Here is a 20,845-nt window from a genome sequence, read left to right as displayed (position 1 = left end):
TGACTGACTAATACTAATTGATGAAGACATAGTTACGGATAACATAGTTATGGATAACAATTCAAAGGATTTATCTAGACACAATACTGATGACAAAGACAATGGTCTACTGGGTCTGCTTTTAGTATTACTACGCGGCTGGAAGATCATTGCTCTGTTTGCAATTTTGGGTTTAATAATAGGTGTGTTATATGTTCGCTACGAAAATCCTACCTTTAAATCAGATGCACTGATTCAAATTGACGAAACCTCCCAAAACTTATCAGGTCTAGGATCGAATATAGCAGAGCTATTGCCACCTGAGGATAGTTCAGTGCAGGCACAGATTGAGTTAATAAGATCCCGCATGGTCTTAGAGCCAGTGGTGGATTTGCTTCATCTAGGTATTAGATTGAATGATCCGGCAGTTAATAAAATAGATAGAATAAAAAACAACCAAACGAACGTGCAAATGAATACTGCTGATGGCGTTGTACTCGAGACGAGTGATGGTCGAGTACAAGTTAATCAGTTTAATGTGTCAGAAGAGTATCTAGATAAACCCTTTGTTTTATTAAGAACTAAGACAGGCTTTGTCTTGAGTACTAGCAGTGAGAAGTTTAACGGACAGTTGAACAAAGCGCATCGTTTCACAGGTAAGAGCGGTCTCATTGAAATTAGGGTCAATGATCTACCTACTGGTGAACATCCTATTGATATTACCAAACAATCACTGCAAATTACCACGGACTCTATTAATAGTGCCTTATCAGTAGTGGAAAAAGGCGCAAAGACTGGTATCATCGAACTGTCTTTGTTAGGTCTAAATCAAAAGCAAGTCAGCCTAATATTAGAACATATTGTACTGTCTTATAGTGCACAGAACCAAACACGTGGCTCGGAACAAACTATCAAAACCATTGAGTTTATGAAAAAGCAAATTCCAGAATTAAAACAAAAACTCAAAGCATCAGAAGCAATATTCAATAAATTTCGTGAGAATTCTGGCACCATTGACGTGGCACAAGAAGCATCAATATTGCTTAGTGAAAATGCGGGAATTGATACACAAATTAGTGAGCTTAAGCTAAAAAGAGCAGAGCTAACCACTTACTATACCAATGATCATCCTTTGGTCATCCAGATAAACGAACAACTTAGAGTACTGAATACTAGAAAGCAGCAAATTGATAATACTATCAATGAGCTACCAGAAGTACAGAGAGAGTTTTTGACACTTTCTGGGGATGTAAATATCGATAGAGAGATCTATCTCAATATCCTTAAAAACTATGAACAGCTAAAAATTGTCAGAGCAGGTGAGGTCAGCGACGCCCGTATCATTGATTTGCCTATCAACACCAATAGAACTATCACCCCCAAAAAACAATTGATAATGATGTTGGCCACCCTAGCAGGTGCTCTACTAGGTATTTTATTAGTATTCATTATGCACCTACTTAGAAATCTCGTTAAAAACCCTGAACGTATTGAGTCTAAGACAGGAGTGCCAGTCATCGCCACAATTCCACGCTCTGCTGTATTATCAAGATTAAGTACTAACAAAAAAGCAGCACCTCGTATGCTGGCCCATGTTGATAATAGTAGTTTGAGTTATGAAGCGATCAAAAGTCTTCGAACTAAAATTATATTGAGTATGCCAACGGTGATTTCGGATAGCCAAAAAGCAAAAGTGCTTTTGTTAACGGGTGAAAGCCCAGGCGTTGGCAAATCGTTTATCTCTGCTAACTTGGCAGAAGTCTTTGCTCAGCTGAACAAAAAAGTTTTGCTTATAGATGCGGATATGCGTATGGGTGAGCTGCACAAAGTTTTTGGTATGAGTCAATATGAGGGCTTAGCAGATTATCTGTTACTAGACGATAGCAGTTTGCAACTTAACAATAGTACCGATACTCAAATAATTAATGATGTTTCCGATTTTAGTATAGAAAATCTTATTTACCCTAGTGGTATGGAGCATATTGATTTTATGCCACGCGGAAAACATCCAAGTGATCCTGAATCACTACTAATCAGCGAAAAGTTTGCTGCTTTGTTAGCAGGATTAAAGTCTCAGTACGACTATATTATCATCGATTCACCGCCATTATTGGCCGCTTCAGATGCGATGGTGTTAGCTCAGTATGCAGACAAAGTATTCATGGTAACCAGATACGATGCTTCAATGGAAAGACAGTTAATCTATGCCGTTAAACAAATGTATGAATCTGATATCCAAGTAGATGGCATTATTCTCAACGATGTACAGCAAGGTATCATGAGTAAATATAGCTATCATTATCGCTACGCCTATGCTGACAATCGGTAATATGGTGCAGATATTAAATCAATATGATAGTTGATACGAAATAAAATAGAGACGTGACGTTATGATACAAGACTGGTATAAATGTTTCTGTCGTACTATGCCTAAGCTGACAGAGGCTGCAAAAAATTGATCCCAGTCCCGCTGTATCTTTTTATATTGAACTTAATATAGTTGAATAAGTTATGTTGAAAGTAATCAAACAGCTCTTTGTGCTACTGACCGACAAACAGTTAAAACAGTTTTATATATTGCAAGTGCTGGTTGTTATTATGGCGTTTACAGAGCTATTAGGGATTGCTTCTATAGCGCCCTTTATGGCTTTAGTTGGTGATATTAGCATACTAGAGACCAATAGCGTTTTTGCGCAATTGTATCAGCTGTCTGGTATCGACAACCCGATGGATTTCCTGTTTTATACGGGTGTGATCGTCTTAATGATGCTGACATTTTCTACCATTATTTCTACGTTTACAATTTGGAAACTATCTATCTTTGGTGCTCAGATAGGCACGGAGATTGCAGATCGCCTCTATGCCTACTATATGCAGCAAAGCTGGCAGTTTCATGCTAGTGGTAGTAGTGCACAGCTGACCAAGCAGGTTTCAACCGAAGCTGCACGAATAAGTGGTGGAATTATACAGCCATTAGTACAGATGAATGCAAAGCTTGTCTTAGCGCTGTTTATATCGATTAGTATCGTAATTTACGACCCACTCATCGCAATATTAGGTTTGTTTATATTCTCGCTAGCGTACTTTTTGTTATATAGATTAGTACGAAGAGAGTTAGAAAAAAACGGTCGACAACTTTCTGATATTTCTACTAGACGTTTTAGGTTAATGAATGAAGGCTTTGGTGGTATAAAGGACGTCTTACTGCTAAATCGTAGCCACGATTTTATAGAGCGGTTTCATGATAGTGGTAAATTGTTTGCCCGCGCTCTAGGAACCAATACAGCCATTAGTCAAGTGCCTCGCTATTTTATAGAGTTAATAGCATTTGGCGCGATGATTTCACTGGTACTAGTGCTGATTAAGGTGCACTCAGGTAATTTGGGAGAAGTTCTGCCTATTTTAGCAGTTTATGCGCTAGCAGCATTTAAACTGTTACCCGCTTTACAGCAAATTTATTCTAGTGTCTCTCAAATCAAAGGAAATATTTCTGCCTTTGAGGCTGTAAAAGATGACTTGGAACGCTCATTTGAAAATCAAAAGGCGACTACTAAGGCTTTGATGCCTACAGTGATAAGTCTTAATAAGAGTATTGTGCTAAACGATATAGAATTTAGTTATCCTAATAAAGATAGAGCGGCAGTAGACGGTGTCAGTATGAGTATTCCTGTCAATAGCGTTATTGGTTTGGTCGGCTCATCAGGCTCTGGCAAGTCTACCTTGATAGACTTATTGCTTGGTTTGCTGACCCCGCAGCAGGGTAGCCTATATGTCGATGATGTTCGAATCAATTCAAATAACAAACGCGCATGGCAAGACTTATTGGGATTTGTACCGCAAAGTATCTTTTTAAGTGAAGGCTCCATCGCTGAAAACATTGCTTTCGGCATCCCCGCAAGAGACATCAGCTTAGAGCAAGTAGATAAAGCGTTGACCTTAGCCAACCTAAATGAGTTGGTCGAGCAATTACCAGAGGGTATCAATACCAAAGTAGGTGAGCGCGGTGTACAGTTGTCAGGTGGTCAACGTCAGCGTATTGGTATTGCACGCGCACTCTATAATGAGGCCGAGGTGTTAGTATTCGACGAAGCAACCAGTGCCCTAGATGGTATTACTGAAAAGATAGTCATGGACGCTATCCATGAGTTCAGTGGCAAAAAAACTATTATCATGATTGCTCACCGTTTAAAGACAGTAGAGGAGTGCGATCATATCTATTTCATGGAACACGGAAAAATCATAGATAGTGGCACTTATCAGGATCTAATAGTACGTAATCTAAAATTTAAGGAAATGGCGAAACACGCCTAACGCTACTAGTATTGCAACCAATAAAGAGTAGTTATTTATGAACTCAATCTTAAAACTAATTGGTAGAGAAAAAGAGCTTTTTACTACTGACATTCAAAATAAACAACAAGCCCTAAACGATATCGTATCCAACTCTAGATTTCTAGTGCTAGGCGGTGCAGGCTCAATTGGCCAAGCAGTTACCAGAGAAATATTTAAACGCAATCCAAAAAAACTACATGTAGTAGATATCAGTGAAAATAACTTAGCAGAACTGGTTCGTGATATCCGTAGCTCATTTGGCTATATCAATGGTGACTTCCAAACTTTCGCATTAGATATAGGTTCTACCGAATATGATGCTTTGATAAAAGCAGATGGTTATTTTGATTATGTGCTTAATCTGTCCGCTTTAAAACACGTGCGCAGCGAAAAAGATCCCTATACCCTAATGCGGATGATCGATGTTAATATTTTTAACACTGATAAAACGCTACAACAGTCTATCAAAAGTGGCGTAAAAAAATACTTTTGTGTATCTACAGATAAAGCCGCCAATCCAGTAAATATGATGGGGGCTTCAAAGCGTATTATGGAAATGTTTTTGATGCGTCGTAGCTTAGATATCAATATATCTACTGCTCGCTTTGCCAATGTAGCTTTCTCTGATGGCTCACTATTACACAGCTTTAATCAGCGTTTAGAGAAACGTCAGCCCATCGTAGCTCCCAATGATATTAAGCGGTATTTTGTTACACCTCAAGAATCAGGCGAGCTATGTTTGATGTCATGTATATTTGGTAAAAATCGCGATATTTTCTTTCCTAAGCTTAGTGAGAGTTTGCATCTGATTTCATTTGCTGATATTGCTGTTAAATATCTGGAGCAGAAAGGGCTTAAGCCTGTTTTATGCCGTAGTGAAGACGAAGCCCGAGAGTTGGTAAAAACTCTGCCTGAACAGGGTAAGTGGCCGTGCTTATTTACAGACAGTGACACTACGGGCGAAAAGGATTTTGAAGAGTTTTTCACGGAGTCAGAAACGCTTGATCTGCAGCGTTTTAATAGTTTGGGTATTATTAAGAACGATGCGGTTTTTGATACTGACTTACTGTCAGAGTTTGAGGATACTATTCGATCAATGCAAGCCAGCCTTGCTTGGGACAAAAAAGATATTGTTGAGCTGTTTTTTAAAATGATTCCTGATTTTGGTCACAAAGAAACAGGTAAGTATCTCGATGGGAAAATGTGAGAAAAAATGCAGATACAGTTGCCTATGTTTCCTAACTCGTTACGAGGTAGGCCCATAAAGTCTGAATGGGCTGAGGCTAGGCTGGTTAATTTGCCTAGCTCGGCGGTAGGAGTTTGATATGAGAAAGGTTGCCGTATTTACAGGAACACGAGCAGAATATGGCTTATTATATTGGTTATTGAAAGACATTCAAATAAACCCTAATTTAGAGTTACAGTTACTTGTGTCAGCCATGCATTTGTCACCTGAGTTTGGCATGACGTATCAGCAGATTGAGGCTGACGGCTTTGTTATTACCGAGAAGGTTGAAATGTTGCTTTCCTCGAATACCGGTGTAGGCACAGCTAAGAGCATCGGATTAGGTGTTATAGGTTTTGCAGATGCTTTAGAGCGTATGCAGCCTGATGTATTAGTTGTTTTAGGTGACCGTTTTGAAGCACTAGCAGTAGCTCAAGCAGCCATGGTTTTACGTATTCCTATAGCACATATTCATGGTGGTGAAATCACGGAAGGTGCCTACGATGATGCCATACGACACTGTATTACCAAACTTAGCTTCTTGCATTTTACTTCCGCTGAAGCACATAGAAGTCGTGTTATTCAATTAGGTGAGTCGCCGGCAAGAGTATTTAATGTTGGAGCAGTAGGACTTGATCATTTGGAACGTAGTGAATTAATGTCCATTGAGGAATTAGGTGAATCTTTGGATTTCAGACTCAAGCAGCCGTATTTTCTGGTCACTTATCATCCAGTAACGTTGGCTTCAGAGCGAGCTAAAGAGACTTTCTTAAGTCTATTAGATGCCATTGATGAGTTTCCAGATTTTCAGGTTATATTGACTTATCCAAACGCTGATGATGGTGGTAGAGAGATAATACCTTTGCTAGAAGGCTATGCTTCAAACCAACCGAGCCGAGCTTTAGCCATACCCTCGTTAGGTCAATTGCGTTATTTGAGTGCAGTGAAACATAGTGTGGCTGTAATAGGAAACTCGTCTAGTGGGATTATAGAAGTACCTTCATTTAAAGTCCCTACAGTTAATATAGGTGAACGACAGCTTGGACGGTTAGTTGCCGAAAGCGTCATATCTTGTGCTCCTAACACTGATAGCATCTCGAAGGCTATCAGTGAAGCAATAAAAGGCGACTATGGACAAGTGGTGAATCCCTATGGTAAAGGGCAAGCGAGCAAAGCTATCTTAGATATCCTCATTTCTACCGATTTATCGAGTATGAAAAGATTTCATGACATTTAAAAAGGTATTGGACCATGGTAAAAATAATAGCTGAAGCTGGTGTCAATCACAATGGTCGTGAGGACTTAGCATACAAACTAATTGATGCAGCTCACGCTGCTGGTGCTGATGTTGTAAAGTTTCAAACATTCAAAGCAAAAAACTTAGTAACAAAAGATGCTCAGCAGGCTGAGTATCAAAAGCAAAATTCTGGTATGACCGAATCACAATTTGACATGCTTAGTCGCCTCGAGCTTAATTATGATTTACATAAGTTATTAGTCGCATATTGTCAGAACCTTGGTATCGAATTCTTATCTACCGCTTTTGATAAAGAAAGCTTAGCGTTCTTGGTAAATGATTTAGAATTAAAAACACTGAAGATTCCATCAGGCGAGTTGACCAATGCTCCTTTTGTGTTAGAGCATGCGGCGACAGGCTGTGACTTAATTGTATCGACAGGGATGGCAAGTTTAGCTGAAATTGAGTCCGCATTGGCAGTTATTGCATTTGGTCTTACCAATAAGCATCATTCAGAACCTAGTGAACAAGCTTTTTTAGAGGCATATAATAGTGCAGCAGGACAAAACGCACTTAAACGCAAAGTAACCCTATTACATTGTACTACTGAGTACCCAGCGCCTATAGATGAAATAAATCTCAATGCTATGACGACACTAGAGTCCGCATTTAAGCTGACCACAGGCTACTCTGACCACAGTGCTGGTATTACTATTCCTATAGCGGCAACTGCATTAGGTGCTCAATTGATTGAGAAACACTTTACTTTAGATAAGTCGATGCAAGGCCCTGATCATAAAGCGTCATTAGAACCTGATGAGTTAGGAGCTATGGTAAGAGCAATCCGAGATGTAGAGAGAGCATTGGGTAATGGTATCAAAGGCCCTCAGCCCTCTGAAATGAAGAACAAATCGATTGCACGCAAGAGTTTAGTAGCTGCTAAGCACATTAAAGCAGGTGATGTATTTAATGAAAGTAATTTGACCATCAAACGGCCCGGTGCAGGTTTGTCTCCTTCATCTTATTGGTCACAGTTGGGTAGAGTATCTCAGCAAGATTATGCGGAAGGAGACCTAATAAATGCCTAAACCTATAGTTATTCTGGGTTCAGGTGGGCATGCATCTGTTCTTGCCGAAATACTTTTAAATGAAGGTAGAGAGATTGTAGCTGTTGTGTCCCCAGAGCCTATTAACGAGAGCAGCCCTTTGAAAGGTTTGAGTCATTTAACTAGTGACGATAGCTTATTAGAGGCCTATTCGTTTGATGAAGTTGAGCTAGTGAATGGTATTGGTTTGATACCGGGTAATGATATACATTATAGTCTATTCAACTACTTTTTGAGTCGTAGATATAGATTTGCATCAGTAATTTCTCCCCATGCAATCATATCTAGAAGCGCTAAAATTGCAGAAAGTGTGCAAATTATGCACGGTGTAGTTATTCAGACTAACGCTATTATTGGAGTTAATTCTTTGATTAATAGTGGGGCAATTGTAGAACATGATTGTCTGATTGGGCCGCATAATCATATTGCGCCAAACGCAACATTGAGCGGTGGGGTTGTTACAGGCGACAGAGTACATATAGGCACTGGAGCAAACGTCATACAAAGTATAAAAATTGGTCATCAAGCTATTGTAGGGGCGGGATGTACGGTAATCCGTAATATAGAGGAGAGACAAGTAATAGTACCTGCACGCAATCGAATCTTACGATAGGAGAAATGGCCAATGAGTAACTGGACAGATGTGATATTGACGTCTAAATCAAGTATTCGTGATGCAATGCGTATACTAGATGAAACTGCATTACGTATTGCTACTGTGTGCGATGATGACAATAAACTGCTGGGCACTTTGACAGATGGTGATATTCGTCGAGGGCTTCTATTGGCATGTAACATGACTGATTCCGTGTCTCATGTGATGAATAAGAATCCGTTTGTCGCAAAACAAACCCATACCAGGCAGCAGCGTATCGCGCTAATGGATAAATATGATTTATTAGCACTTCCTATTGTTGACCATAATAACATTCTAGTAGGTCTAGAGACGTTACATCAGCTTCTACAACCTAGAAAAGTTGATAACCCTGTGTTTATTATGGCTGGTGGTTTTGGTACTCGATTACGCCCTCTTACAGATTATTGCCCCAAGCCAATGCTTAGTGTTGGCGACAAGCCTATGCTCGAGCATCTTATCAATCGGTTTATTATGTTCGGTTTTCATAATTTTTATATCTCTACTCACTATATGCCAGAAGTCATTCATGAACACTTCGGTGATGGAAGCAAGTGGAATGTCAGTATCACCTATATACATGAGGAGTCACCATTAGGGACTGGAGGAGCTTTAGGCTTACTTCCAAAAGAACTCCCTAAACTGCCTTTAGTCATGATGAATGGTGATGTATTAACAAAAGTAGATTTTAAGCAGTTATTAGAGCATCATGAGTCTCACCAGTTTGACGCTACTATGTGCGTACGTGAGCTAGAGTACAAAATTTCTTTTGGTGTGGTGGAGAGCCAAGGTAGCTTAATCACTAGCATGATTGAGAAGCCAACGTATCATTATAATATCAACACGGGTATTTATGTTTTGAGTCCCGAATGTGTGTCTTCTGTAGCAAAGAATTCAAAGTTAGACTTGCCAACATTGTTGGCAGATCGAATGGAACAAGACTATAGAGTTGGTATATATACCAGTTATGACTATTGGCTAGATATCGGACAGCTAGCCGATTATCACAAGGCACAGAATGATATTAAAGGGTTGGTATAATGATTATTGCCATTATCCCTGCTCGCGGTGGCAGCAAACGGCTGCCAGGTAAAAATATAAAGGATTTAGCAGGAAAGCCTATGATTGCTTGGACAATTGAGGCTGCTATCCAGAGCGATATATTTGATCATGTATTAGTAAGTACAGATGATGAAGAAATTGCAAATATATCTAAAGCGTTCGGCGCGAGCGTACCTTTTTTGAGACCAACAGAGATTTCCACTGATCATGCAACGACTAACGATGTAGTAACACACATGGTAGATTGGATAGAAAATAAGTATGAGCAAGCAGTTTCAATCGTCACTATTCTTCAGCCAACATCACCTTTAAGGACAGCCGCCGATATAGCACAAGCCTTTGAGCTTATGATGGATAAGTCTGCAAAAGCAGTGGTGTCAGTCTGTGATTTAGAGCATCCTATTCAGTTTTGTAATAAATTAGGCGCAGATGGTTGCATGGATGGCTTTATTGATCCCAAAGACACTAAGAGAACGCAGGAGTTAGAAGCATATTATAGACTAAATGGTGCTATCTATATTTTAGATAAAAGTTATGTGGGGCATTTAGCTAATATATATAGTAGTGGAACGCACGCTTATATAATGGACAGAAAGGCCTCTATAGATATCGATACTCAAGATGATTTTGAGTTAGCAGAATATTTTATCAGTAGTCAATAAGTAGTGGTTCGTAAGTACAGCATATAAAACCTTATTATTGTGGAGATTTTAAGTTGAGTACACTACTTATGGTGAGGACTCCTTTTCAAGCTTGGTTGGCACAAAAAGTCTTAGAAAAAGAGCAGATTAAAAGTCTGGATGTTATTTATTTTACACAGAATGACTCAGAAGAAGATCAATATTACTATGAACAATTATCTTTGATTTCTAAGAAATCAGATTACATTTACGTTCGTCCGCGACGTTTTGATATATTTTCGCAAATCATATTTCTCTTAAAAACAAGAGGTTACTCTTCGAAATATTACGATACTGTTATGTATGCAAGTATAAATGCACTTGTACCAAATTTTTTAATCAATAAACACAAAAAAGCAAAATTGATTACATTTGATGATGGTTTAGCTAACATTGTGACTAATGGAATATTTTCTAATGAAGTCTCAAGGCGATCTAATATTTATAGGATTCTAATTGGTTCTCCTACTCTTAAGACTATAAAGAAAAGAATAACTCGTCACTATACTGTTTATGCTAAAAATAAAAATATTGTAGAAAATGAAAGGCTGTTTTTTCTAAAAGGCTGGGAAAATACCACAAACAATAAATCAGATGATATCAAGACCTATTTTATAGGAGCTCCTTTTGAAGAGGTGATGAGTGCAGCGCAAATCTTAAGGCTAGAAAATTTTGTTAAAACACAATATATAGATGCTTATGTGGCTCATCCCAGAGAGCGCAATATGCTTGATATTGGTGTGCCAATCTTAAGTAAACATGGACGTATCGCAGAGGATGCTATTATTGCAGATGCCGGGGACAAACGTATCAGGCTTGTAGGCTGGTTCAGTAGCGTGATGCTCAACCTAGAGTCTTTTTGTGAGAGCAGAATTGTCTTGTTTCCTAGAGACGGTGTAGGAAGTAATGAGCTTTACGAGCTTAGCAAAAAATCAGGATGCACACCAATCTTAATTTAGCGATAAGGATATCGATATGTTTAGTGTGGTCATACCCCTATACAATAAAGAAAAATATATATGTCGTGCTGTCGATAGTGTGCTAAATCAAACATATGAGCAGTTTGAGCTGATAGTAGTTGATGATGGGTCTACTGATAGAAGCGCAGAATTAGTCGAAAATATAGAAGATGATAGAGTTCGCGTTATTAGACAAGACAATCAAGGTGAGGGGCCGGCTAGGAACTCTGGCGTTTTGGCTGCAAGTAACCATTGGGTAGCCTTCCTCGATGCTGATGATGCATGGCTACCTGATCATTTAAGAGAAATAAGTAATATCATTAATAGGTTTGATAAAGTAGCAATGGTTTCTACTAGTTGCATTGAGACTAGTGATAGTTCTAAGAAAGTAAATATAGATAATAATCTGGATGCTAACATCAGAGTCATTAACTACTTTATAGAAGCGGCCAAAGATATAGGTATTATTAACTCTACATCTGTAGCCATCAAGAAAGAGGTTTTTGAAGAGGTTGGAGGTTTCAGTAATTTTAGAGCGGGTACAGATTTGGAGTATTGGGCTAGAGTAGCATTGAGATATTCTGTCGCAAAGTCTAATCGTATCACTTGCTGTTACTACAGAGATACTGGTGGAGTTATGGAAGAGCTCTCAAGGGTTAGCCAACCTGCAGGACCTATGATTCAAAGACTCAAGGACCTTTCACCTTCAGTCAGCTATTTACTCGCAGTTGCAAATCAGCAGTCTCATATTCTTAAAAGACAGGATGTTGTAACATATATTAATTCCAGGTTGTATTCTGCAATGCGGCAGTCCGTATATGATAAAAATATAGAAGAAATTAGGAGCCTTTATGCTTTACGTTTAAAACCTAGTAGTTTAAACATGCATCTTTTAGGCTCTGCTGCTAGATTACATCCAGCTGTATTATTATCAGCTCGTCATGTTTCATTGAAATTTAAAAGATTGATAAATAAGCAACCTGAATAAACATTAGATATGACATGAGTCTAAACATGTTAGTCATAAATCTAAAGCACTGAGCTATTCTAAAAAAACTTTAGAATCAAACTTGGTAGTGAAGGCTTAGATGTCTGGCCACGTAGAAAGATAGTAGTTTAATGCTTCAGTCAGGATGCCAGCCACGCGTTCTTTAATTTCGAAAATATGAGTTTTTCATTTTACTGTAATATTGTCTCTAAATATTACGGTTCCCACAATTCCAGTTCTTGGTCGGTTCATTACCTTGTAACTACCATTATTGCATATATGCGAAATAATGAATTTATTTCTTTACAAAAAAAATACCGTACAGCATAATCGTAGTAAGTAAGCTTTTATGAGTTAGAGCTCCAGTACTTCACACAAGCGGTTTAAAGTTCAGATAAAGTAAGGGAGATTCTCGTTTAGACCAAAGGAGAACCAAGTAATGGAAGATATTGGTATAGCAATGCACAAGCTTTGCGAAAAGCTTTTTCCCATATGTCGTAGTATCACTGGAATAGGTTTTCGAGAGTCCTTAAGTATTCTAAAAAACGATATGCAATTGAATGATTTGAATGTTTTTGAGGTTGCAACTGGTACCAAGTGTTTTGATTGGGAAGTCCCAGAAGAATGGAATATTAGAGACGCTTATATCATTACTCCTGATGGCAAGAAGATATGTGATTTTCAAACTTCCAACCTTCATGTGGTTGGCTACTCTATACCCGTAAATCAAGAAATATCGCTTGAAGAATTGCAAGAGCACCTGTATTCATTACCAGAGCAACCGAATGCTATACCTTATATAACCTCATACTATCAAGAAAGATGGGGTTTTTGTATTACTCAAAGTGAAAGGGACTCACTCAAGCCAGGTACTTATAGGGTATATATAGATAGTGATTTACAGGAAGGAAGCCTAACCTATGGTGAGTTGATCATCCCAGGTGAAACAGAAGAGGAAGTCTTTCTATCCAGTTATTTATGTCATCCCTCAATGGCAAATAATGAGCTATCAGGTCCAGTGGTAACGGTATTTTTGGCAAAGTGGCTTCTAAGTTTGCCATCTAGAAAATATACCTATCGGATTGTCATAATCCCTGAAACGATTGGTTCAATAACCTATCTCAGTCGTCATCATCAAGCGATGAAACAAAACATTATTGCCGGGTTTAATATTACCTGTGTAGGTGATGATAGAGCTTATTCATACTTGCCTTCCAGAATTGGCGATACTCTAGCGGATCAAGTGGCAGTACATGTCTTAACCCATACTCATCCGGCGTTTATCAGTTATTCTTTTTTAGACAGGGGGAGTGATGAGAGGCAGTATTGTAGTAAAGGCATAGATCTGCCTGTATGTTCAATCATGAGAACGAAATATGGTTGCTATCCAGAATATCACACTTCGTTAGATGACTTAAGTCTAGTAACCTCTACTGGTCTGCGCGGTAGTTATGAGGTATTAAAGAGATCGATTGAATGCCTTGAAGCAAATGAAACGCTTACCACGAATGTTTTATGTGAACCACAACTTGGAAAGAGAGGCTTGCACCCAACAATAGGTACCAAAGACAGTAGCTCCGTGATTAAGAATATGATGAACTTTCTAGCTTACTGTGATGGAATAAGTACAACTTTAGAAATAGCAGAAAGAATAAATGCCCCATTATGGGAGCTTCAAGATACTATAAACAAGCTGAAATCTGAAGAATTATTGATAAGTGTTGACTTGATTTTGAGTAATGAGGAAAGCTATGACTATTCAGCCTTACTCTTCTGACGTCTATGCTAATCCAGATAGTGTTTAATCTATACTAGACTTCGTATTTTTTATATCTCATTCTATGTATTTTTGAAATAGGTAAAGTTATAAATTCTTATAGGTAAAAAAGCAGTATTGCGCTAAGTATATGATAGTAAATATATTTAGCGCAATACTGCTTTTTTTTAATTGAGCTATAGTATTTATCCAACTTTAGAATAAACTTTCTGGTAGTTGTTTTTAAATATTTTGTTTTTTAAATATATATATACTGTATTTACTATATTAAGATGTGCTATAGTTTTGTTAAGTTTGTTGCAGTGTATATTACTGAACAATATTTAGGTTGGCTTGCAACTGGTAGAGGGACTTTACATGTTGAAAGATAGCACTATTCTTATCACTGGCGGTACAGGTTCATTCGGCAATACTTTCGTACCGATGACCTTAGAGAAATATAACCCTAAAAAAATTATCATCTTTTCACGTGATGAGATGAAGCAATGGGACATGGCGAAAAAATTCGTAGGGGATGATAGAGTTCGCTTCTTCATCGGTAATGTCCGTGACAAAGAACGTTTATATCGCGCACTGGACGGAGTTGACTATGTTGTTCATGCTGCCGCCACTAAAATTGTGCCTACCGCTGAATATAACCCTTTTGAATGTATAAAAACCAATATTAATGGAGCAATGAACCTAATAGATGCTTGTATTGATAAAGGCGTAAAGGGTGTAGTGGCGCTATCTACTGATAAAGCCAGTAGTCCAATCAATCTATATGGTGCTACTAAACTTGCTTCTGATAAACTATTTGTGGCTAGTAACTCTTATTCTGGAGAGCAAGGAACTAAGTTTTCAGTAGTACGTTACGGAAATGTCATGGGCTCGCGTGGATCAGTCATTCCTTTTTTCATATCTATCAAAGATACGGGCGTATTGCCAATCACCGATGACCGTATGACGCGCTTTATGATTTCACTAGAAGATGGCGTTAAGTTAGTTTGGCATGCGTTCGAAGATATGATCGGTGGTGAAATTTACGTCAAAAAAATACCTTCTATTAAGATGACAGATCTAGCCAGAGTGCTTGCCCCAGAAGCCAAGCAGAAAATTATAGGTATTCGTCCAGGTGAGAAGCTGCATGAACAAATGATCAGTAGCGAAGACGCTTGTTATACCTATGAGTATCCTGAGCATTTCAAAATCTTGCCGATGATCAATAACTGGGCAGCATGTCCAAAACGAATCAAAAATGGCAAAAAAGTACCTCAAGGTTTTGTTTATGCCAGTGACAGCAATTCAGAGTGGATGTCTGATGACGATCTACAAGATTGGCTGGAGAGAAACTACGAAAAAATAGGGAGCGTCTAAATGATTCCCTATGGCCGCCAAGACATCAATCAGCAAGATATTAATGCTGTTGTTGAGGTTCTTAAATCAGATTTTTTGACCCAGGGCCCTCAAGTTCCTGCATTTGAAGAGGCCATTATAGATGCGTGTGATGCTAAGTATGCTGTTGCTGTTAATAGTGCGACATCGGCATTACATATCGCTTGTTTGGCTTTAGGGTTAGGCAATGATGATTGGCTTTGGACAACACCAAATACTTTTGTCGCTTCAGCAAATTGTGCTCTGTATTGCGGTGCCAACGTTGATTTTGTTGATATCGATCCTCGCACTTATAATCTTTGCGCGAAACAATTAGAGAAAAAGCTTATTGCAGCCGAAAAGGTAGGAAAGCTACCCAAAATAGTGATCCCTGTGCATTTCAGTGGTCAGTCATGTGATATGCAAGCGATCCATGAGTTGGCTAAAAAGTATGGTTTTAAAATTATTGAAGATGCCTCACATGCTATCGGTGGTAAATATCAAGATGCATCTATCGGTAATAGCCGCTATAGCGACATCACTATATTTAGTTTTCATCCGGTCAAGATAGTTACTAGTGCTGAAGGTGGCGCTGCCGTGACTAATAGGGCAGATCTAGCAGACAAAATGTTGCTACTGCGCAGTCATGGTATTACGCGTGATGAAAAGTTGATGACGCAAACTATGGATGGCCCTTGGTATTATCAGCAAATTGCATTGGGCTTTAACTATCGAATGACAGAGTTGCAAGCCGCTCTTGGGCTATCACAAATGCAACGGTTAGAAAAGTTTGTTATCAAGCGTAACGAGCTAGCGTCTCGCTATGACAATCTACTTCACGATCTACCAATCACCTTACCCTGGCGACACCCCGAGAGTTATTCAGCTAGGCATTTATATGTTATTCGTCTTCAATTAGAAAAAATCCATAAGACCCATCTCGATGTATTTAACGCTATGCGCGCTGCAGGGATTTTAGTAAATTTGCATTACATTCCTGTACATATGCAGCCTTATTACCAACAGATGGGGTTTGAGTCTGGTCAATTTCCCCAAGCAGAACAGTATTACAAAGAAGCAATAAGTATACCTATGTATCCAGCGATGACTGAGGAGCAGCAAGACACGGTATGCGCAACGCTGAGAAACATATTGAGTAAAAAATCATGAATATCCTAGCGCATAGTCACAAGCTTGCGCTAGGAACGGCGCAATTCGGACTGAAATATGGTCTAGCCAATGTGGCAGATAAAGTGCCAGGCGACATGGTTGAGCAATTACTTAAAATAGCCAGCGCATTTAACATAACGATGCTCGATACCGCTATTGCTTATGGTGACAGCGAACAAGTCTTAGGTCTGCATGACCTTGCAAAATTCGAGATAGTAAGTAAGTTACCGGCAGTGCCATCTGAGTGTCTAAACGTAGAAGAATGGGTACTAGAACAAATAGTATCTTCATTAAAGCGCTTAAAAACTGACAAATTGAACGACTTGTTATTACATAGACCGGCCCAGTTGCTAGAGGCAAACGGAGAAAAGATATATAAGTCGATATTAAAACTCAAAGAGCAAGGCATGGTGAATCAGATTGGAGTTTCTGTTTATGGCCCTGATGAATTATCCGAGCTTATTAAGAGGTTTGATTTTGATGTTATTCAAGCGCCTATGAATATATTTGATAGGCGCATGGAGAGTACAGGAATGCTTAAAAATTTGAAGAAAAAAGGCGTAACTATTCATATTAGATCAGCATTTTTGCAAGGTCTTTTGCTGATGCCAAGTGAAAAGATACCAGTATATTTTGCTCCATGGGCACCATTAATTAAACAGTACCATCAGTGGTTAAATCAACAAAGCCTCTCTCCTTTGCAAGCCTGCCTAAGCTATCTTAACCAACATAGTGATATCGATAAGGTCATAGTCGGAGTAGATGATATTTGGCAGCTGAAACAAATAATGGTTGCAATTGATACGCCTACCGCTGACATGCCTGACTTTTTGCAATCAGTAGATGAAGGTTTGATTAATCCGTCGAGGTGGCAGCTATGACATTAAAATTGGGAGTAATTGGCTCATCTGAAGGTAATGGGCATCCTTATTCATGGAGCGCTATCTTCAATGGTTATGATTCGGTAGAAATGGAAAAATGTGGCTATCCTGTCATACCACGTTATTTAGAGCAGCAACGATGGCCCGCGAGTCAAATCAAAGAGGCAAGAGTTACTGCTATTTGGACGCAAGATATAGTACTTTCTCGGCACATTGCTAAAGCCACAAAAATCGAGCACGTCGTGACCTGTTATACAGATATGATTGGGCAAGTAGATGCCGTTCTGTTGGCGCGTGATGATGCTTATAATCATTTGCAGTATGCCGAACCATTCTTACGTCAAGGCATTCCTATTTATATAGACAAACCTATTGCACTATCAATTAGTGATTTAGATAGATTATATGCACTAGAACAATATTCAGGTCAGATTTTCACCTGTTCAGCGCTCAGATATAGCAAGCAGTTAGCCCTGAATACGGCGGATAGGCAAAGTCTGGGACCTATTAAACAGATCACCGCATTTACCCCAAAATCATGGTGTAAATATGCCGTTCATATTATTGAGCCTGTGCTAAACATGCTCTCTGAGGGTGACAAGCTAGTCGAAATGACTGCTCCTGCCTCTCATGGAAGTGATGGCTCGGGTAGCCTAATGGTTCGCTGGGAAAGTGGTATACAGACTAACTTTTTTGCGCTTGGTAATGGGCAGTCTTCAATCTCGATTAGAGTATGTGGTACGAATAGCTGGAAAGACTTTACATTTACAGATTCATTCTCAGCTTTTAAGACTGCTTTGCAGGCTTTTATATACGGTATACAAGAAAAAAAGGTAATGTCAGACAAAGCGTTTAATACAAGGGTCGTTCAGTTGCTTGAAAGAGGTTGCCAATGAAAGAGACTATCTTGATTACTGGTGGTACAGGTAAATTTGGCAGGCAATTTGTCAAGCACTTTGCAATTAAGGGCTGGCAGGTGTTATTTACGACGACCTCTCAAGATAATGCCGATAAGCTGATAAAAAAGATGGGTAGTGACCATCGTTTGATTCCGCTGATAGTTGATTTTACTAAGCCACAAGCAATACACGACATCATTAAGCAAATTCAAAACTCTGGCTATACCATTAATCACTTGGTAAATAATGCGCGTAGTTTGGATTTTTTGCAAACAGACTCATTAGGGCAGACAAGCCGTAAAGATTTTTTAGCAGAGTATTTGATGGATGTCATCGTACCTTATGAGCTATCAATAGGGCTATTCAATACTCAGCCAAATGAGATAAGGACAATCACTAATATAGGCTCTCAGTATGGGGTCGTCGCTGCCAACCCTGCTTTATATGAGGATTATCCAAGACAGTCGCCTATTCAATACAGTGTTGCCAAAGCAGCATTGATACATTTAACAAAGGAGCTGGCTGTACGTTTTTCTGATTTCAATATAAGGGTTAATTGTATTGCCTATGGCGGTGTCAAAGGGCGCGTCAATGATAGTTTTGAAGCCAGATATGCAAAGCTTACTCCAAGTGGTCGTATGCTATCCGAGTCTGATCTCATAGGGCCTCTAGATTTTCTAGTTTCGGAGAACTGTAAAGCAATCAATGGTCAAACCATTCAGGCTGATGGCGGGTGGACATTATGGTGAAACGTAGAATAGCCATTATTCCTGCTCGCGGCGGTTCGAAGCGAATCCCGAAAAAAAACATAACCGATTTTAATGGTCTGCCGATGATTGCATGGACGATTAAAGCGGCGAAAGAATCTAAATTGTTTGATCGAATCTTGGTGTCTACCGATGATTCAATGATAGCTGAGGTAGCCATAAACGCTGGTGCTGAAGTACCTTTTCTGCGCACTAATTGCACTGATGATTATTCTACGGTAAGCGCAGCAACTATATGTGCTTTGCATCAGGCTATAGACTATTGGCAAGAAGAGTACAACGTGGTGGTTCAACTGATGGCCAACTGTCCATTGCGTACCAGTGACGACATAAAAAAATTGGTGTCGGTATTTGAAACAGAGGGTCGCACCGCTCAGATCAGTTGCTTTGAATATGGATGGATGAATCCGTGGTGGGCGGCGACTATTAATGACATAGGTAGACCTACACAGCTTTTCTCTGAAACATTGACTAAGCGCTCACAAGATTTGCCCAAGCTTTACTGTCCAACGGGTGCTATCTGGATATCTACAGTGAAAGCCTTAGTAACTCATCAAACATTTTACTCACCAAATCATACGTTTGAGCCTATATCTTTAAAGAGTGCAATGGATATAGACAACTATGAGGATTTAAAAATTGCAAATGCATTACTACTAGCCAGTGACTATTCGTTATGACATCAAAATTATACAAAATCGTCTTTCGTTGTGATGCTTCTATTCAGATAGGTACCGGTCACGTGATGCGTTGCTTGACTTTAGCTGATGAGCTATCTAGGCAAGGAGCTGAGAGTTTTTTTATATGTCGTCAGCATGATGGGAATTTAATCGAGGTTTTACGGCAGCGTGGCTATCAAGTTTATGTCCTCCCTTTAGAGAGTTATTCAACGAATGAACTACAAGATACTCAACTTGTTCATGCTGATTGGTTGGCTACTACACAACATAGAGATGCGGAGCTAAGCTGTTCAATAGTACAGGCAATACAACCTGATTGGTTAATCGTTGACCATTACGCGTTAGATGAGAGCTGGGAAAAAAGACTGCATCTATATTGCAAAAAGTTAATGGTTATCGATGATTTGGCAGATCGAAAGCATGATTGTGACCTCTTACTTGACCAAAACTTTGGTCGTAATCCGCAAGACTATGCTGCCTATATTAATGAAGATTGTGAATTACTATGCGGATCTAACTATGCGTTACTCAGGCCTGAATTTGCAGAGTGGCGGAGCTACAGCTTAAAGCAGCGTCAGCATAATAAATTGGCAAGTATTTTGATTAATTTAGGTGGGGTTGATAAGGATAATATTACAACCAAAATCCTGAAAGTACTGCAAACTAAATCTCTACCTGATCACTGTTCAATTACCATCGTTATGGGTTCGACATCACCATGGATCGAATTGGTAAAACAACAAGCCGCAATAATGCAGTGGCTTACGGTAGTAAAGGTAGGGGTAGATAATATGGCTGAGATAATGGCCAATAGTGATTTGGCTATCGGAGCCGCAGGGGCAACATCATGGGAGCGATGCTGTTTGGGACTGCCGACCATTATATTGGTTTTAGCAGATAACCAACGGGATATTGCTAACGTATTAGAAGATGTAGGAGCTGCACTGATCTTTAATGTAAATAAGCTAGAAGCTGAGCCATTAGCGCTTGGACAATGTATAGCTTCAGTCGTACCTGAAATGAGAGAGATTAGTAGGGTAGCGAGCGCGGTTACTTATGGAGTAGGAGCAACACGGTTATCTCAGATTTTACTCCAATAGCTCTAAAGGAAAGGCT

General features: G+C 39.2%; 18 protein-coding genes. All 18 read left to right on the top strand.

The window, feature by feature from the left end; genetic code table 11:
• Positions 1 to 49 precede the first annotated feature (49 nt).
• The 18 genes from IP485_RS01835 to pseG all read left to right on the top strand — a co-directional run bounded on the left by IP485_RS01835 (position 50) and on the right by pseG (position 20,829).
• Positions 50 to 2,308 carry a polysaccharide biosynthesis tyrosine autokinase gene (locus IP485_RS01835; protein ID WP_198325749.1) on the top strand — a complete coding sequence of 753 codons (2,259 nt, stop codon included), beginning with the start codon at positions 50 to 52 and terminating at the stop codon, positions 2,306 to 2,308.
• Between the two features lie 182 nt (positions 2,309 to 2,490).
• Positions 2,491 to 4,290 (top strand): ABC transporter ATP-binding protein, encoded by a 1,800-nt coding sequence (locus tag IP485_RS01830; RefSeq protein WP_198325748.1) that lies wholly within the window; start codon positions 2,491 to 2,493, stop codon positions 4,288 to 4,290.
• Positions 4,291 to 4,327: 37 nt separating this feature from the next.
• Positions 4,328 to 5,518 (top strand): UDP-N-acetylglucosamine 4,6-dehydratase, encoded by a 1,191-nt coding sequence (locus IP485_RS01825; RefSeq protein ID WP_198325747.1) that lies wholly within the window; start codon positions 4,328 to 4,330, stop codon positions 5,516 to 5,518.
• Positions 5,519 to 5,636: 118 nt separating this feature from the next.
• Positions 5,637 to 6,773 (top strand): UDP-N-acetylglucosamine 2-epimerase, encoded by a 1,137-nt coding sequence (neuC, locus tag IP485_RS01820; RefSeq protein WP_198325746.1) that lies wholly within the window; start codon positions 5,637 to 5,639, stop codon positions 6,771 to 6,773.
• 14 nt (positions 6,774 to 6,787) lie between these two features.
• The gene (gene neuB, locus IP485_RS01815) at positions 6,788 to 7,861 is read left to right on the top strand and encodes an N-acetylneuraminate synthase (RefSeq protein WP_198325745.1); all 1,074 of its coding nucleotides are present in this window, start codon (positions 6,788 to 6,790) and stop codon (positions 7,859 to 7,861) included.
• A complete protein-coding gene (locus IP485_RS01810; RefSeq protein ID WP_198325744.1) occupies positions 7,854 to 8,492 on the top strand; it encodes an acetyltransferase in 639 nt (212 codons plus the stop codon). Before neuB ends, IP485_RS01810 begins: the two co-directional genes overlap by 8 nt.
• A 12-nt stretch (positions 8,493 to 8,504) precedes the next feature.
• Positions 8,505 to 9,554, top strand: coding sequence for a nucleotidyltransferase family protein (locus tag IP485_RS01805; protein ID WP_198325743.1), 1,050 nt, complete (start codon positions 8,505 to 8,507; stop codon positions 9,552 to 9,554).
• Complete coding sequence (gene pseF / locus IP485_RS01800) at positions 9,554 to 10,237, top strand: pseudaminic acid cytidylyltransferase (RefSeq protein WP_198325742.1); 684 nt, start codon at positions 9,554 to 9,556, stop codon at positions 10,235 to 10,237. The genes IP485_RS01805 and pseF overlap by 1 nt, the downstream gene beginning before the upstream one ends.
• A 53-nt stretch (positions 10,238 to 10,290) precedes the next feature.
• Entirely contained in the window at positions 10,291 to 11,214 is a 924-nt protein-coding gene (locus IP485_RS01795) for a glycosyltransferase family 52 (RefSeq protein WP_198325741.1), read from the top strand.
• 16 nt (positions 11,215 to 11,230) lie between these two features.
• Entirely contained in the window at positions 11,231 to 12,202 is a 972-nt protein-coding gene (locus IP485_RS01790; RefSeq protein WP_198325740.1) for a glycosyltransferase family 2 protein, read from the top strand.
• Positions 12,203 to 12,641: 439 nt separating this feature from the next.
• On the top strand, positions 12,642 to 13,979 hold the full coding sequence (locus tag IP485_RS01785) for a DUF4910 domain-containing protein (RefSeq protein ID WP_198325739.1): 1,338 nt from the start codon (positions 12,642 to 12,644) through the stop codon (positions 13,977 to 13,979).
• A gap of 357 nt (positions 13,980 to 14,336) precedes the next feature.
• The gene (gene pseB, locus IP485_RS01780) at positions 14,337 to 15,335 is read left to right on the top strand and encodes a UDP-N-acetylglucosamine 4,6-dehydratase (inverting) (RefSeq protein WP_198325738.1); all 999 of its coding nucleotides are present in this window, start codon (positions 14,337 to 14,339) and stop codon (positions 15,333 to 15,335) included.
• Positions 15,336 to 16,502: a UDP-4-amino-4,6-dideoxy-N-acetyl-beta-L-altrosamine transaminase gene (gene pseC / locus IP485_RS01775; protein WP_198325737.1), complete on the top strand. Its 1,167-nt coding sequence runs from the start codon at positions 15,336 to 15,338 to the stop codon at positions 16,500 to 16,502.
• Complete coding sequence (locus IP485_RS01770; protein WP_198325736.1) at positions 16,499 to 17,383, top strand: aldo/keto reductase; 885 nt, start codon at positions 16,499 to 16,501, stop codon at positions 17,381 to 17,383. The genes pseC and IP485_RS01770 overlap by 4 nt, the downstream gene beginning before the upstream one ends.
• Entirely contained in the window at positions 17,380 to 18,279 is a 900-nt protein-coding gene (locus IP485_RS01765) for a Gfo/Idh/MocA family oxidoreductase (protein WP_198325735.1), read from the top strand. Before IP485_RS01770 ends, IP485_RS01765 begins: the two co-directional genes overlap by 4 nt.
• On the top strand, positions 18,276 to 19,031 hold the full coding sequence (locus tag IP485_RS01760) for an SDR family oxidoreductase (RefSeq protein WP_198325734.1): 756 nt from the start codon (positions 18,276 to 18,278) through the stop codon (positions 19,029 to 19,031). Before IP485_RS01765 ends, IP485_RS01760 begins: the two co-directional genes overlap by 4 nt.
• Positions 19,025 to 19,729, top strand: coding sequence for a cytidylyltransferase domain-containing protein (locus tag IP485_RS01755; protein ID WP_198325733.1), 705 nt, complete (start codon positions 19,025 to 19,027; stop codon positions 19,727 to 19,729). The genes IP485_RS01760 and IP485_RS01755 overlap by 7 nt, the downstream gene beginning before the upstream one ends.
• Complete coding sequence (pseG, locus tag IP485_RS01750) at positions 19,726 to 20,829, top strand: UDP-2,4-diacetamido-2,4,6-trideoxy-beta-L-altropyranose hydrolase (protein ID WP_198325732.1); 1,104 nt, start codon at positions 19,726 to 19,728, stop codon at positions 20,827 to 20,829. Before IP485_RS01755 ends, pseG begins: the two co-directional genes overlap by 4 nt.
• The last annotated feature ends 16 nt before the right edge of the window (positions 20,830 to 20,845 follow it).

The organism is Psychrobacter sp. NG27 (assembly GCF_016106655.1).
Taxonomy (GTDB): Bacteria; Pseudomonadota; Gammaproteobacteria; order Pseudomonadales; family Moraxellaceae; genus Psychrobacter.
The sequence above is the reverse complement of the archived record's forward strand: the minus strand, read 5'-3'. Positions and strand labels throughout refer to the sequence as shown.

Coding starts and splice junctions, on each gene's coding strand:
- IP485_RS01835 (WP_198325749.1), top strand. CDS start 50: ATGGATAACAATTCAAAGGATTTATCTAGACACAATACTGATGACAAA.
- IP485_RS01830 (WP_198325748.1), top strand. CDS start 2,491: ATGTTGAAAGTAATCAAACAGCTCTTTGTGCTACTGACCGACAAACAG.
- IP485_RS01825 (WP_198325747.1), top strand. CDS start 4,328: ATGAACTCAATCTTAAAACTAATTGGTAGAGAAAAAGAGCTTTTTACT.
- neuC (WP_198325746.1), top strand. CDS start 5,637: ATGAGAAAGGTTGCCGTATTTACAGGAACACGAGCAGAATATGGCTTA.
- neuB (WP_198325745.1), top strand. CDS start 6,788: ATGGTAAAAATAATAGCTGAAGCTGGTGTCAATCACAATGGTCGTGAG.
- IP485_RS01810 (WP_198325744.1), top strand. CDS start 7,854: ATGCCTAAACCTATAGTTATTCTGGGTTCAGGTGGGCATGCATCTGTT.
- IP485_RS01805 (WP_198325743.1), top strand. CDS start 8,505: ATGAGTAACTGGACAGATGTGATATTGACGTCTAAATCAAGTATTCGT.
- pseF (WP_198325742.1), top strand. CDS start 9,554: ATGATTATTGCCATTATCCCTGCTCGCGGTGGCAGCAAACGGCTGCCA.
- IP485_RS01790 (WP_198325740.1), top strand. CDS start 11,231: ATGTTTAGTGTGGTCATACCCCTATACAATAAAGAAAAATATATATGT.
- IP485_RS01785 (WP_198325739.1), top strand. CDS start 12,642: ATGGAAGATATTGGTATAGCAATGCACAAGCTTTGCGAAAAGCTTTTT.
- pseB (WP_198325738.1), top strand. CDS start 14,337: ATGTTGAAAGATAGCACTATTCTTATCACTGGCGGTACAGGTTCATTC.
- pseC (WP_198325737.1), top strand. CDS start 15,336: ATGATTCCCTATGGCCGCCAAGACATCAATCAGCAAGATATTAATGCT.
- IP485_RS01770 (WP_198325736.1), top strand. CDS start 16,499: ATGAATATCCTAGCGCATAGTCACAAGCTTGCGCTAGGAACGGCGCAA.
- IP485_RS01765 (WP_198325735.1), top strand. CDS start 17,380: ATGACATTAAAATTGGGAGTAATTGGCTCATCTGAAGGTAATGGGCAT.
- IP485_RS01760 (WP_198325734.1), top strand. CDS start 18,276: ATGAAAGAGACTATCTTGATTACTGGTGGTACAGGTAAATTTGGCAGG.
- IP485_RS01755 (WP_198325733.1), top strand. CDS start 19,025: ATGGTGAAACGTAGAATAGCCATTATTCCTGCTCGCGGCGGTTCGAAG.
- pseG (WP_198325732.1), top strand. CDS start 19,726: ATGACATCAAAATTATACAAAATCGTCTTTCGTTGTGATGCTTCTATT.